This is a genomic window from Kitasatospora aureofaciens (genome assembly GCF_001188955.3).
Taxonomy (GTDB): domain Bacteria; phylum Actinomycetota; class Actinomycetes; order Streptomycetales; family Streptomycetaceae; genus Kitasatospora; species Kitasatospora aureofaciens.
In genome coordinates this window covers 1-11823 of record NZ_JPRF03000012.1, presented here as the reverse complement: position 1 = coordinate 11823, position 11823 = coordinate 1, and the positions used below count along the sequence as shown (strand labels likewise).

Genomic DNA, 11823 nt, shown 5'->3' with positions numbered 1-11823 from the left:
CACTGCGCTGCGCGTGACGATGGTACCGAGAGCGCCACCCGCGCCGCGCACTCAGGACCTCTCTCCCCTTTGCTGGAGGCCCTTGAGCAGCCGCTCGCGCTCGTCCTCCCCCCATCCGCACAGCTCCAGGCCGCGGGGCCGGGTCAGCCGACGGAATCCGTCGCGCCGCTCCAGGCGTCCGGAGACCCGGACCGGGACGCCGGAGAGGTGGGCCTCGGCGGCAAGCCGGTAGTCGGGGTCGGGCAGGCGCAGCTTGAGTTCGCGGACGTCGGCGCCGTCGAGCACCCGCAGTCGTACCGAGCCCGGTCCGGACGGGTCGGCGCGCTTGAGCCGGACCACCACGGCGAGGACGGTGACGTCGACGGCGGGTTCGAGCCGTTCCAGCAGTTCGGCGGCCTCGGTGAGAGCGGGGAGGTCGCCGGGTGAGAAGTCGAGGTCGATCCGGCGGTCGCCGAAGCCGCCCGGGGTTCCGGCAGCGGGCGACCAGGCGACGGTGAGCCGGGCGGCGGTGGCGCCGCGCACCAGGTCCTCGACGGACTGGACGAGTTCCCGGCTGACTCCGGAGCCGACGGCGTTCTCGAAGGCCTCGGGCCCGCTGCTGACCCGGCGGTAGTCGACGGCGTCGCGCAGTGCCTCAAGGGCGCGGACGAGGGTGGTGACGGCGGTGCGGCCCTCGGGGGCGGGAGTGTAGGCGGTGAGGGCCGCACCCTGGTCGACTGCGCCCTGTTCGACGAGCAGGACCCTGTCGAGGAAGTCCCCGGCGAGGCCGTCCAGCCGGGCGCCGTAGTAGGCGGCGGTGGCGCGGCCGGCCTTGGCTCCGGCGGCGAGCATCGCGCGGGCCGCCCGCTGGAGCCGTTCGGCGTCGTCCCAGGGGGTGGCGTCGGCGGGGCCGGGCAGTTCGCGGCGCCAGCTGAGTTCGTCGCCGGGGACGGCGAGGGCGCGCAGGATCGAGCGGGCGGAGGGGGTGCGGGAGCGGGAGAGGGCGGTGACGGCGTCGGTGAGGAGTTCGACGGCGTCGTCGAAGCCGTCCGCGGTGGGGACGAGGAGGCTGGTGCCGGGTTCGCCGTCGGGTGGGGTCCAGCGGCCGTACCGGGCGGCGGGACCGCCGCGGCGGGTCCAGCCGTGCCGGGCGAGCAGGGTGGCGAGCACCGCGGGGTCGACGGTGGCCGGGTCGGGCAGGGCCGGGGCGTGGCCGTCCGGTCCGTGCGGCAGTGTCATGGGCGTGGTTCCTCGCTGCCGGGGCCGGGTGGTCACGGGCTGTCGCCCGCGCCGACCCGGGCCATGATGTCGCAGAGGGCGCGGTCGTCGAAGACCTTGTCGGTGGGCACCCGGACGTTGGTGCGCCGCTGTCCGGTGACGGGGTGACCGGCCAGGTTCACCCAGTAGCAGCAGTGCCGCAGTTCGAGGGCGTCCGGGCGGGCCCGGAGCCAGTGGTCGACCCGGCGGGGCAGCAGCATCACGACCAGGATGCGCGGGACGGCGACCCGGGCGCGGGCGAGCTTGCGCAGGTGGTCGTTGTCCAGGGTGAAGCTGAAGAACGGTCCGGCGGGGTCAGGCGCGATCTGCTGGGTCGCCTTGAGCTGGATCTTGATGGTGACCTCGTCGTCCACCTCGTGCTCCCGGGAGCCGTGGCTGACCTGCCAGTCGATGCCGTTGTCCGGGAACGGCTGGGAGAGCGAGCAGCCGGCCGCGGCGGCGACCGCGTGCAGGTAGCCGACCTGCAGCGTCTCCATGCACGCGGTGACCGCGAGGTTCCCCCTGAGTGCGGCCGCCGCCTCGTCGGGCTGCGGCTGGGTCAGTGCCATCGCCCCGTGGCCTCCCCCGGCTCCGGGCCCGTCCGGATTCGGACGGGACTGTCGTGGGCAGGATCCCCGGTCGGGGCTGGGCCAAACGGGTTGAGCATGCGTCAGAAACGGGTATCACCCGGGCGCAGAACGCACGCCTGAGGGGCAGTCATGCAGCAGCACTGGTACACCGGCCCACTCGCTTCCTTCGACACCGAGACGACCGGCGTGGACGTGGAGACCGATCGGATCGTCTCGGCCGCCCTGGTCGTCCAACTCGCCCCGGGCGCCCCGGCGCAGACCACCACCTGGCTCGCCGATCCCGGTGTGCCGATCCCGGACGGCGCCCGGGCGGTGCACGGCATCACCGACGAGCAGGTCCGGGCGTACGGCCGGCCGGCCCGGGTGGTGGTGGCGGAGGTCACCCGCGCGCTGGCGGGCCAGGCCCGGGCCGGCCGCCCGGTGGTGGTGATGAACGCGCCCTACGACCTGACGCTGCTGGACCGGGAGTTGCGCCGCCACCACGGGCTGACGCTGAACGCCGGGCTGGGGGGAGCAGGGCTGGTGGTGCTGGATCCGCGGGTGCTGGACAAGCACGTGGACCGCTACCGCAAGGGCCGCCGGACGCTGACCGACCTGTGCGCCCACTACGGGGTGGACCTCACCGGGGCGCACGACGCGGCGGCGGACGCGACGGCGGCCATGTCGCTGATCCGGCGAATAGGCGCCCGCTATCCGGCGGCGCTGGGCGGGCTGTCGGCTGCGGAGCTGCACCTGCGGCAGGCGGTCTGGCACGCGGCGCAGGCGCGCGGGCTGCAGGCCTGGTTCGACCGGTCGGGGACGCCGGAGCGGGTGGACGTGTCCTGGCCGCTGCGGCCGGCCCGGTGCATGTGCGGCCGCCGGCTGGACCCCGAACACGGCTGCGAGGCGGCGGCGTAGGCCCCGGCAACGCCGCAGGCCCTGACCGGTTTCCTGGTCAGGGCCTGCGTGCTGTCCGGTGGGCGATACTGGGATCGAACCAGTGACCCCTTCGGTGTGAACGAAGTGCTCTCCCGCTGAGCTAATCGCCCGGGCAACGAGAAGAACTGTAGCACCATTCGGGGGCGGTCGTACAACTCGCTCTTCCGGGGGACGGCCGACGGACCCGCAGAACTCGCGCTCCGCACGGAAGGTGACTGATCCTCAGTCGGATTAGCGGCCGGTACTTCGGGCGGGATTCCGGAAATGCATGTGAGGCCCAGCCAATAATCGACTGGGCCTCACATATCACAATGCATTCCGGTGGGCGATACTGGGATCGAACCAGTGACCCCTTCGGTGTGAACGAAGTGCTCTCCCGCTGAGCTAATCGCCCGGGTGCAGGGAAAACATTACCGCATCCCGGAGGGTGCTCCGAACACCCCGCCCACCCGCAGCCCCCGCCCGGGGCCCCAGGGCGGCACCCGCCCGGCTCCGCCCCCGCACCCAGGGGCCCCGGCCCGTCCTCGGCCCGCCTCCCCCGCCCACGCCTCCCGCCCGCGCGCACGACTCGTCGGGTCCGGCCGCACCATCCGCTCCCCTGTTCCCGGCCTCCCCGGTGCTTCGTACGGGCCGGGTACGGACCGGCCCGGAATCCCGGCCGAGAAGAACCGCCGGTAATGCCCCGGGCGGGTACTCCGTGATGATTCCGCAATGCGCCGTAAGGGGTACGACTCGCGCCCGAATCGGGACAGAGGGGTTTACATCGGTCTTGGGGGTGGGATGGTCCGTTCGCCGACGTGCGATTCCCCGAGCGCACACTGAGCGAAAGGCCATGGCGCTTATGAACACCACGGTCAGCTGCGAGCTGCACCTGCGCCTCATCGTGTCCAGCGAGTCCTCACTGCCCGTCCCCGCGGGCCTTCGCTACGACACCGCCGACCCCTATGCCGTGCACGCCACGTTCCACACGGGCGCCGACGAGACCGTGGAGTGGGTGTTCGCCCGAGATCTCCTCGCGGAGGGGCTGCACCGACCCACCGGTACCGGCGACGTCCGGGTGTGGCCGTCGCGCAGCCACGGGCAAGGGGTGGTCTGCATCGCCCTGAGCTCTCCGGAAGGAGAAGCCCTGCTGGAGGCCCCGGCCCGGGCGCTTGAGTCTTTCCTCAAGCGGACGGACGCCGCGGTGCCCCCCGGCACCGAACACCGTCACTTCGACCTCGACCGGGAGCTGTCCCACATCCTCGCCGAAAGCTGACTCCGACCGTAGGCGGTCCAGCCCCGCTGTCGGCGGGGCCGTGCTTCCTGCTGTCATCGCGGCCGTCCTACTCGGGGGCACGGCAGCGGACTCAGCCGCGCACGACGCGGTCTCGGGGCCGGTGAACGGCCCGCTCCCGCCGGAGCGGGCCCACACCACGCAGGCGCCCGGCAACCAGGCCGGCCATCCGTACGGGTGGCCGGCCTCGCTGCCGGGCGCCTGCGTCCCCCCGCGGGGCCGTACGGCGGGGCTCGGCGTGGGATCCTGCGACCGCTTTGGGACACTCTGCCGGGATCCGCACACGGCTTCGAACAAACGCGCCGCCCTTACGCCCCAAGGGCCGGTATGGTCTGGGGTAACCGTGGACGCGGGGTACCGGAGTCCCCCTGCGCGAGGAGTCCCAACGTGCTGATCACCCATGACACCGAGTGCGCGCTGAGCATCCTCGTCGATCTGCTCAACACCGCGCCCGAGGTGTGCGGCGACGAGCGGTTGCCGGACATCGCCGCGCTGGACGCCTTCGTGCGCCGCCAGGAGATCAGCGAGATCGACTCGCTCACCGAAGACGACCTGCGCCAGGTGCAGGAGCTGCGCACCCGGCTGCGCGACGTGTTCGGGACGGAGTCCACCGAAGAGGCCGCCGACCTGGTCAACGCGATCGTCGCGGCCGCCGGGACGACGCCCCGCCTGGTCAACCACGACCACCACGACTGGCACATCCACTACTTCGCGCCGCACGCCGCGCTCGGTCCGCACCTCGCGGCCGAACTGGGCATGGCGCTCACCTTCATCCTGATGGCGGGCGAGCGGGAGCGGCTGCGCCGGTGCGGGGCGCCGGACTGCGCGCGGGTCTTCGTGGACCTCTCCCGGAACCGTTCGCGGCGCTACTGCGACAGCCGCACCTGCGGCAACCGGCTGCACGTGGCCGCCTACCGGGCACGGCAGCGGTCGGCGGAGGCCGTCGCCTCCGCCTGACGCCCTGCGGCCGGTCCCCGTGCGGGCGGGTGCGCCCGTCCGCCCGCGCGCCCTCGGCTCAGATACCGCGCTTGCGGAGGATCTCCTCGATGTCTGCGAAGTCGCCGAGGCCGTCGTCCCGCTTGCCCGGCTGCTGCTTCTCGGGTGCTTTCGGTGCCTTGGCGGCCCGGGCCACCGCCGGGCGCTCGGGAGCCGCTCCGGCGGCCGGACGCTCCGCCGGGGTCTCCACGGCGCCCCGGCGGCCCACCCAGCGGGTGGTGACCAGCAGCACGGCCGAGACGCCGAGCAGCACGATGCCGGCCCACACCCGGGGGTCGAAGACCAGCTTGGCCGCCCAGTCGGCGAACTCCCTGCCGATGGTGCTCGCCAGCGGGAACAGCCCGGTCAGGTAGAGGCCGGCGGGCAGCAGCGCCACCGCGAACCAGCGGGTGGCCGAGAGGAACCGACGCCGCCGGGCCCGCAGGCCCGCGACGGCCACTCCACCGGCCGTGAGGAGGAAAGTGATCGCGGCGGTCAGCACGAGTGGGCCCCTTCGCTTCCGATCGTCCTGGTCATCGGTGCCCCCTGTCGGTCCGCCCTCGGGCGCACCGCCGGGCGGGAGCGGGCACCCACTAGTGGAACACTGGGGGGATGATCGATGGTTCCCTCCCCCGCCTCGAGTTCTGGTGCGACCTCCAGTGCCCGGACTGCCGCACCGCGCTGGACGACGTACGGGCGCTGCGCGCGCAGTACGGCGACGCGCTCCCCGTGGAGCTGCGGCACTTCCCGCTGGAGAAGCACAAGCACGCCTACGCCGCGGCGGAGGCGGCGGAGGAGGCGTTCGACCAGGGACTGGGGTGGCCGTTCGTGGAGGCGCTGCTGGCCCGGGTCGAGGACTTGGACGCGCGGGGGCAGCAGGTGCTGCTGGAGGTGGCCCGGGAGGTCGGGGCGGACGTCGAGGAGATCGACACCGCGCTGATCGACGGCCGGCACATGCTGACCGTGGACGCCGACCAGGCCGAGGGCAAGGCGATCGGGGTCACCGGCACTCCGACGTACGTGATCGGCGGGCAGCTGCTGGACGGCGGGAAGAACCAGGAGGGGCTGCGCGAGCGGATCGTGGCCGTCATCGAGGCGGCGCGGGCTTCCTGACGCCGTCCGCTGGCGTTCCGTCAAATCCTCAGAGCTGCTTGCCGTAGCAGCGGTTGACCACCCGGTAGCCGAGCGAGGCGTAGAGCCGCAGGGCGACCTCGTTGCCGGAGAAGACGTTCAGGCCGAGTTCGCGCACTCCGGCGGCCAGGCACTCCCGTTCGGCGAGCAGCATCAGGGTGCGGCCGTGTCCCCGGCCCCGGTGGGCCGGGGACACCTCGACCACCATGACCCAGGCGAGCGGGGTGCCGTCCGGCAGGTCGCGCAGGTGGAGGTCCACCCAGAGCGAGCCGAGCGGCTCGGCGGCCGCCCGGTCGTCGCCGCCCGCCCGGTAGAGGCGGCGCAGGACGACGCCGGGGGTGTCGGCACCCTGCTGGAGGACGTTGTGGTGGTCCAGGCGCGATTTGGCCCGGGCCTGCTCCTCGGTGAGGCCGGAGTCCATCAGGGAGCGGACGTACGCCCGGGCCGCCCGGTCGAGCCAGGCCGGGAACTCTGCGGCGCCGATCGGGCGGGCGGTGACGCCGCCGGGCAGCGGCGGGGCGGCGGTCAGGCTCTTGCCCAGGTTCCGCATCCGCTCGGCGTAGCCGAGGGTGGCGGCGAGTCCGCGGGCGGCCTGGGCGGACTCGGGGACGACCACATCCACCCGGGCGCAGCCCCAGTTGCGCAGCACCTCCTCCGCGGCCAGCGCGCCGAAGGTGCCGCGCCCCCGGCCGCGGGCCTCGGTGATCTCCAACTCAGATATCTCGCCCCAGAGTTGAGTCCCATGGCGGGCGGAGGTGGTGCGCAGGGCGCCGACCTGGTGACCGTTGCTCAGGATCCGCCAGCGTCTGGTGCGGCCGCCGGCCGTGGTGGGTGTCTCCGGGCCCTCGGGGCGCAGCGTGGTGGTCATGTGGTGGTCCCTTCCCCTCGCCGGGAAGGTTATCCGCGCCGCCCGCACCGTCTGGCCGGGGCGCCGCCCCGGGGGTGGGATCAGGGGTCGAGGTCGTCGCCGCTGCGCTCGGCGAAGACGGTCATGGCCTTGGCGGTGACCGGGCCGGTGCCGGGCAGTTCGCGGTCGTCGACGCGGGTGACGGCCTGGACGTCACGGGTGGTGGAGGTCAGGAAGATCTCCTCGGCGTCCTGGAGGGCGCTGAGCGGCAGGTCGGCCTCCTCGGCGCCGCACCAGTCGATGACCAGCCGCCGGGTGATGCCGGCCAGGCAGCCGGAGGCGAGGGTGGGGGTGAGCAGGCGGCCGCCGATGACCACGAAGACGTTGGAGCCGGTGCCCTCGCAGAGCCGGCCGGCGGTGTTGGCGAACAGTGCTTCGGAGGCGCCGACGCGGTGGGCGGCGGCGAGGGCGACGACGTTCTCGGCGTAGGAGGTGGTCTTGAGGCCGGCGACGGCGCTGTGCTCGTTGCGGCGCCAGGGGACGACGGCGACGGCGGTCTCGTCGGGGCGGCGGTTGATGGCGCCGAGTGCGACGACCAGGGTGGGGCCGGTGGTGCCGCGCTCGGAGCCGAGCGGGGCGTTGCCGCCGGTGTAGGTGACGCGCAGGCGGCCGAGCGGGGCCGGATTGGCGGCGAGGACCTGGTCGCAGGCCTCGCGGACCAGGTCGTGGTCAGGGTCGGGCAGGCCGAGGCCGCGGGCGGAGCGCGTGAGCCGGTCGAGGTGGCGGGTGACCGCGAAGGCCCGGCCGTCGACGGCCTTCATGGTCTCGAAGACGCCGTCGCCGGTGGTGAGGCCGTGGTCGAGGACCGAAACGGCGGCGTCGGCGGAGTCGACGAGGGAGCCGTTGACCCAGCTCGTGGTGCGGTTGTGCATCGGGGGCTGCTCCTAGGCGCGGTGCGGCTCGTGGTCGGTGGCGGTTTCGGCGGCGCTGCCGGTGTCGGTGTCACTACCGGTGTAAGTGCCTCTGCCGGTGTTGGTGCCTTCGCCGGTTTCGCTGCCTCTGCCGGTGTCGCTGCCCGACGCTATCGCGACCAGTCGGGCGGCCTTCAGTTCGGTCTCCGCCCACTCCCGGTCCGGGTCGGAGCCCCAGGTGATGCCGGCGCCGGTGCCGAAGCGCAGGACGGGTGCCTCCGGGTCCTGCCGGTCGAGCCAGAAGGTGCGGATGCCGACGGCGAGTTCGCCCACGCCGCGGTCGGCGTCGACCCAGCCGACGGCGCCGCAGTAGGGGCCGCGAGGGGCGGTCTCCAGGGCGTCGATGATCCGGAGGGCACTGGACTTGGGGGCGCCGGTGACCGAGCCGGGCGGGAAGGTGGCGGTGAGCAGCTCGGGCCAGCCGGCGCCGTCGCGCAGGGTGCCCTCGACGGTGGAGACCAGGTGGACCAGGCCGGGATGCTTCTCGACGACGCACAGGTCGGGGACGGTGACGCTGCCGGTCTCGCAGACCCGGCCGAGGTCGTTGCGGACCAGGTCGACGATCATCACGTTCTCGGCGTGGTCCTTCTCGAGGAGGTCGTCCTCGGTGCGGCCGGTGCCCTTGATCGGGCCGGAGGAGACGGTGCGTCCGCTGCGGTGCAGGTAGAGCTCGGGGGAGGCGGTGGCGATCTCGACACCGTGCTCGGGCAGCCGGATGGTGCCCGCGTAGGGGGCGGGGTTGCCGTGGGCGAGGAGGCCGGTGAGGGCGTCGATGTCGCTGCGGTCGGGGTCGGGGAGCGGTGCGGACAGCACTCGGCAGAGGTTGGCCTGGTAGACCTCGCCGGCGGCTATGTGCTCGCGGATGCGGCGCACGCCCGCCGTGTAGGCGGCGCGGTCCAGGGAGCTGTGCCAGCTGCCGGCGTCCGGGCCGTGCCAGCCGGCGCCCGAGGGCGGGGCGGAGGCCGGGCGGACGTCGTCGAAGCGGGCGCAGATCAGCCGGCCCTCGAAGTCGTGGGCGACGGCCCAGTAGCCGGAGGATTCGAGCGCGGCCGGGTCCGAGGTGACGTCGCGCAGTCCGGTGGCCACGCGGCCTCCGAAGCGGGCGAGCGGGGTGCGGGGGTCGGGGTGGCCGGACACGGTTCTCCTGCTCGGTGGTACTGGGCAGCGGTGCCTGAAGTGTAGGTCCGGGGGCGCGGCCCCGGTCGGCCGCGGAACTCCCCGCGCCCCGCGTACGAGCAGCTGAGTGCGTCGGGCGGGTGTGCGCCCGGTGACCTGCGGATGATCGTCCGGGAGCGCCGCAGGTGGTGGCCGGTGACCGGTCGGAAGGGCTGACGGGACGGCACTCGGCGGGGCATCCCCTCGGCACGCTGCGGGAACGGATTTTTAGCTGGCCCGGGAATCCGCTAGAGTTCAACACGTCGCCGGGGAGCGCAGCCGAAGAAAAGCGGTGAAGATCCCGGGAGACAGGCGGACGTGGCTCAGTTGGTAGAGCATCACCTTGCCAAGGTGAGGGTCGCGAGTTCGAATCTCGTCGTCCGCTCGATGGAGAACAGTGTAAGATCGTTCTTCGTGTGTTGCCTGGTGGAGTGGCCGAGAGGCGAGGCAACGGCCTGCAAAGCCGTGTACACGGGTTCAAATCCCGTCTCCACCTCCAAGAGGCTCTCCCGGTTCTTCCGGGAGACCTCCCCGCGCGATTAGCTCAGCGGGAGAGCACTACCTTGACACGGTAGGGGTCACTGGTTCAATCCCAGTATCGCGCACGTCGGGCCCTACAGGGCCTGCTGCAGGAACGCCTCACCAGGCGCGATTAGCTCAGCGGGAGAGCACTACCTTGACACGGTAGGGGTCACTGGTTCAATCCCAGTATCGCGCACAGTAACGGGCCCTTCGAGGCCTGCTGCACAACCGCCACACCAGGCGCGATTAGCTCAGCGGGAGAGCACTACCTTGACACGGTAGGGGTCACTGGTTCAATCCCAGTATCGCGCACAGTAACGGGCCCCTCGGGGCCTGCTGCACAACCGCCACACCAGGCGCGATTAGCTCAGCGGGAGAGCACTACCTTGACACGGTAGGGGTCACTGGTTCAATCCCAGTATCGCGCACAGTAACGGCCGAGGCCGCGATCCGTCAGGGTCGCAGCCTCGGCCCTTTCGTCGTTCCGGCGGTGGATGCTCCCGGGGGACGGAAAGAGAAGAGCCGCGTACGGTCGCCCTCACCGACGTCCGTACGCGGCGTCTCCGCCTGCCGGGGCGCTCTGCGCACCGCTCTCGCCCGTCCGCGTGTCATCGCGGCCGCGGCCTCCCCGGCGGCACTGCTCCCCGTCCCCAGGGGAACAGTGCCCGTTCTGGTGTTCCTCTTTCAGTGGCTTCCTCGGCCTCGGCGGCCTGGGCGGCCTGGGTTGCCTCAGCGGCCGATCAGCTCGGCCAGGGCTTCGGCCTGCTTCGCCATCTGCTCCCACCCGCCGAACAGCAGTACCAGGAGCACGGCGCACGGCAGGGCCATGGCCAGCGCCACGGCGGGGTGCCGGGTGCGCTGCTCGGCGGACTGGGGCTGGGTGAAGGCCGGCCGACGGCGGCGGGTGGTGCCCGTCTGCTGCGTTGCCATGGCCTTGCTCCTGATCCGGTCGAGTGGGGCGGTGGACGGCTTACCTCGGGGGACGAGCTCCCCGTCCACCGCTGAGCACAACGCTATTGGTCAGGGGGCCGTTCGGACGTCATGCCGTCGTACTGTTCCTCGGGCATCCCGGAGGATGACGCTCCAACTCAAGGCGTACTACCGGAGGGGGAGGGCCGACTCCCCCCGCCCCCGAGGGAACCCTGAGGGGCAACCCCGAGAAACGATTCGGCGTCCCTGTGACCTGCAGCTCAGAGCACGATCCGACAATCGCACGGTGGCTTGAGGTGTTGCGTATCAGCACACCGCAGCAGGCAGTCCGTAAGCTGTGCCAGACAGGAACTGACGATGCCCCAACCGACGGGGCCTCACCCACAGGCTGACGGGGAACGAGACATGGCGATGATGCGGCTGAGGCGTGAGGACCCCCGCATCGTCGGGCCCTACCGCCTCCACCGGCGACTCGGAGCCGGCGGCATGGGCGTGGTCTACCTCGGCTCCGACCGCCGCGGACAGCGCGTCGCCCTCAAACTGATCCGCGCCGAACTCGCCGAGGACCAGGAGTTCCGCACCCGCTTCGCCCGCGAGATCGCCGCCGCCTCCCGGATCCGCGGCGGCTGCACCGCACGGGTCGTCGGCTCCGACATCGAAGCCGACCGCCCCTGGCTCGCCACCGCGTACGTCCCCGGGCCGTCCCTCTACAAGCAGGTCGGCGACGAGGGGCCGCTCAGCTGGCCGGACGCCGCCCGGATCGGGGCCGCGCTGGCCGACGGGCTGGTCAAGGTGCACGAGGCCGGGGTCGTCCACCGCGACCTCAAGCCCTCCAACATCCTGCTCTCGCCCCGCGGCCCGCGGATCATCGACTTCGGCATCGCGTGGTCGCGCGGCGCCAGCACCCTCACCCACGTCGGCACGGCGGTCGGCTCCCCCGGCTTCCTCGCACCCGAGCAGGTGCGCGGCGCCGCCGTCACCCCGGCCACCGACGTCTTCGCCTTCGGGGCCACCCTCGCGTACGCGCTCACGGGGGACACCCCGTTCGGCTCCGGGGCGTCCTCCGAAGTGATGCTGTACCGGGTCGTCCACGAGGAACCCGACCTGTCGGCCGTACCGCCGCAGCTCGCCCCGCTGATCCGTGCCTGCCTCGCCAAGGAGCCCGCCGAGCGGCCCGGCGCGGCCGCACTGCACGAGCGGCTCAGCGAGCTCGCGGCCCGCGGGGCGGCGGCCACCGGTGGCAACGGGCGGGCGACGCGGCGAGGCGCGGCCCCG

The 11823-nt window shown here is 72.8% G+C and carries 12 protein-coding genes and 8 tRNA genes; 11 read left to right on the top strand and 9 right to left on the bottom strand.

Features of this window, described 5'->3' with window-relative positions:
* Positions 1-51: 51 nt before the first annotated feature.
* The gene (locus tag HS99_RS47660; protein ID WP_050366887.1) at positions 52-1218 is read right to left on the bottom strand and encodes a hypothetical protein; all 1167 of its coding nucleotides are present in this window, start codon (positions 1216-1218) and stop codon (positions 52-54) included.
* Between the two features lie 32 nt (positions 1219-1250).
* On the bottom strand, positions 1251-1805 hold the full coding sequence (locus HS99_RS05050; protein WP_030286323.1) for a DUF4365 domain-containing protein: 555 nt from the start codon (positions 1803-1805) through the stop codon (positions 1251-1253).
* A 150-nt stretch (positions 1806-1955) separates the two neighbouring features.
* Here HS99_RS05050 and HS99_RS05045 point away from each other — a divergent pair, with 150 nt between their 5' ends.
* Positions 1956-2723: a 3'-5' exonuclease gene (locus tag HS99_RS05045; RefSeq protein ID WP_030553654.1), complete on the top strand. Its 768-nt coding sequence runs from the start codon at positions 1956-1958 to the stop codon at positions 2721-2723.
* Between the two features lie 59 nt (positions 2724-2782).
* Here HS99_RS05045 and HS99_RS05040 read toward each other — a convergent pair.
* Together HS99_RS05040 and HS99_RS05035 are read right to left on the bottom strand one after the other, a co-directional pair.
* Positions 2783-2854, bottom strand: a tRNA-Val gene (locus HS99_RS05040).
* Between the two features lie 212 nt (positions 2855-3066).
* Positions 3067-3138 (bottom strand) — tRNA-Val (locus HS99_RS05035).
* A 447-nt stretch (positions 3139-3585) separates the two neighbouring features.
* Between HS99_RS05035 and HS99_RS05030 the strand changes: the two genes are divergently transcribed.
* Positions 3586-3999: an SsgA family sporulation/cell division regulator gene (locus tag HS99_RS05030; protein WP_030056266.1), complete on the top strand. Its 414-nt coding sequence runs from the start codon at positions 3586-3588 to the stop codon at positions 3997-3999.
* A gap of 405 nt (positions 4000-4404) precedes the next feature.
* Positions 4405-4974 carry a CGNR zinc finger domain-containing protein gene (locus HS99_RS05025; RefSeq protein ID WP_030286319.1) on the top strand — a complete coding sequence of 190 codons (570 nt, stop codon included), beginning with the start codon at positions 4405-4407 and terminating at the stop codon, positions 4972-4974.
* A 58-nt stretch (positions 4975-5032) separates the two neighbouring features.
* Here HS99_RS05025 and HS99_RS05020 read toward each other — a convergent pair whose 3' ends face one another.
* Positions 5033-5494, bottom strand: a complete 462-nt coding sequence (locus HS99_RS05020) for a hypothetical protein (RefSeq protein ID WP_030286317.1) — start codon at positions 5492-5494, stop codon at positions 5033-5035.
* Between the two features lie 110 nt (positions 5495-5604).
* Here HS99_RS05020 and HS99_RS05015 point away from each other — a divergent pair, with 110 nt between their 5' ends.
* On the top strand, positions 5605-6105 hold the full coding sequence (locus HS99_RS05015; RefSeq protein ID WP_030553651.1) for a DsbA family protein: 501 nt from the start codon (positions 5605-5607) through the stop codon (positions 6103-6105).
* A 28-nt stretch (positions 6106-6133) separates the two neighbouring features.
* Here HS99_RS05015 and HS99_RS05010 read toward each other — a convergent pair whose 3' ends face one another.
* From HS99_RS05010 to HS99_RS05000, 3 genes are all read right to left on the bottom strand, one after another.
* Positions 6134-6991 (bottom strand): GNAT family N-acetyltransferase, encoded by an 858-nt coding sequence (locus HS99_RS05010; protein WP_030286313.1) that lies wholly within the window; start codon positions 6989-6991, stop codon positions 6134-6136.
* A gap of 80 nt (positions 6992-7071) precedes the next feature.
* On the bottom strand, positions 7072-7902 hold the full coding sequence (locus tag HS99_RS05005; protein ID WP_030553649.1) for an aminotransferase class IV: 831 nt from the start codon (positions 7900-7902) through the stop codon (positions 7072-7074).
* A gap of 12 nt (positions 7903-7914) precedes the next feature.
* A complete protein-coding gene (locus tag HS99_RS05000) occupies positions 7915-9078 on the bottom strand; it encodes a chorismate-binding protein (protein ID WP_078938943.1) in 1164 nt (387 codons plus the stop codon).
* Between the two features lie 330 nt (positions 9079-9408).
* Between HS99_RS05000 and HS99_RS04995 the strand changes: the two genes are divergently transcribed.
* The 6 genes from HS99_RS04995 to HS99_RS04970 all read left to right on the top strand — a co-directional run bounded on the left by HS99_RS04995 (position 9409) and on the right by HS99_RS04970 (position 10046).
* Positions 9409-9481: transfer RNA gene (locus HS99_RS04995), tRNA-Gly, on the top strand.
* Between the two features lie 40 nt (positions 9482-9521).
* Positions 9522-9595, top strand: a tRNA-Cys gene (locus HS99_RS04990).
* 34 nt (positions 9596-9629) lie between these two features.
* Positions 9630-9701 (top strand) — tRNA-Val (locus HS99_RS04985).
* Positions 9702-9742: 41 nt separating this feature from the next.
* Positions 9743-9814, top strand: a tRNA-Val gene (locus HS99_RS04980).
* 44 nt (positions 9815-9858) lie between these two features.
* Positions 9859-9930: transfer RNA gene (locus HS99_RS04975), tRNA-Val, on the top strand.
* Between the two features lie 44 nt (positions 9931-9974).
* Positions 9975-10046, top strand: a tRNA-Val gene (locus HS99_RS04970).
* A gap of 301 nt (positions 10047-10347) precedes the next feature.
* Here the strand turns inward: HS99_RS04970 and HS99_RS43120 are convergent.
* Complete coding sequence (locus tag HS99_RS43120; RefSeq protein ID WP_030286307.1) at positions 10348-10548, bottom strand: hypothetical protein; 201 nt, start codon at positions 10546-10548, stop codon at positions 10348-10350.
* 405 nt (positions 10549-10953) lie between these two features.
* Between HS99_RS43120 and HS99_RS04960 the strand changes: the two genes are divergently transcribed.
* Positions 10954-11823, top strand: an 870-nt coding sequence (locus HS99_RS04960) for a serine/threonine-protein kinase (RefSeq protein ID WP_063737783.1), incomplete at its 3' end; no start/stop codon positions are given.

Bases quoted from the DNA above. Each gene is read 5' to 3' on its own strand.
- HS99_RS47660 (WP_050366887.1), bottom strand. From the start codon at position 1,218: ATGACACTGCCGCACGGACCGGACGGCCACGCCCCGGCCCTGCCCGAC.
- HS99_RS05050 (WP_030286323.1), bottom strand. From the start codon at position 1,805: ATGGCACTGACCCAGCCGCAGCCCGACGAGGCGGCGGCCGCACTCAGG.
- HS99_RS05045 (WP_030553654.1), top strand. From the start codon at position 1,956: ATGCAGCAGCACTGGTACACCGGCCCACTCGCTTCCTTCGACACCGAG.
- HS99_RS05030 (WP_030056266.1), top strand. From the start codon at position 3,586: ATGAACACCACGGTCAGCTGCGAGCTGCACCTGCGCCTCATCGTGTCC.
- HS99_RS05015 (WP_030553651.1), top strand. From the start codon at position 5,605: ATGATCGATGGTTCCCTCCCCCGCCTCGAGTTCTGGTGCGACCTCCAG.
- HS99_RS05010 (WP_030286313.1), bottom strand. From the start codon at position 6,991: ATGACCACCACGCTGCGCCCCGAGGGCCCGGAGACACCCACCACGGCC.
- HS99_RS05005 (WP_030553649.1), bottom strand. From the start codon at position 7,902: ATGCACAACCGCACCACGAGCTGGGTCAACGGCTCCCTCGTCGACTCC.
- HS99_RS43120 (WP_030286307.1), bottom strand. From the start codon at position 10,548: ATGGCAACGCAGCAGACGGGCACCACCCGCCGCCGTCGGCCGGCCTTC.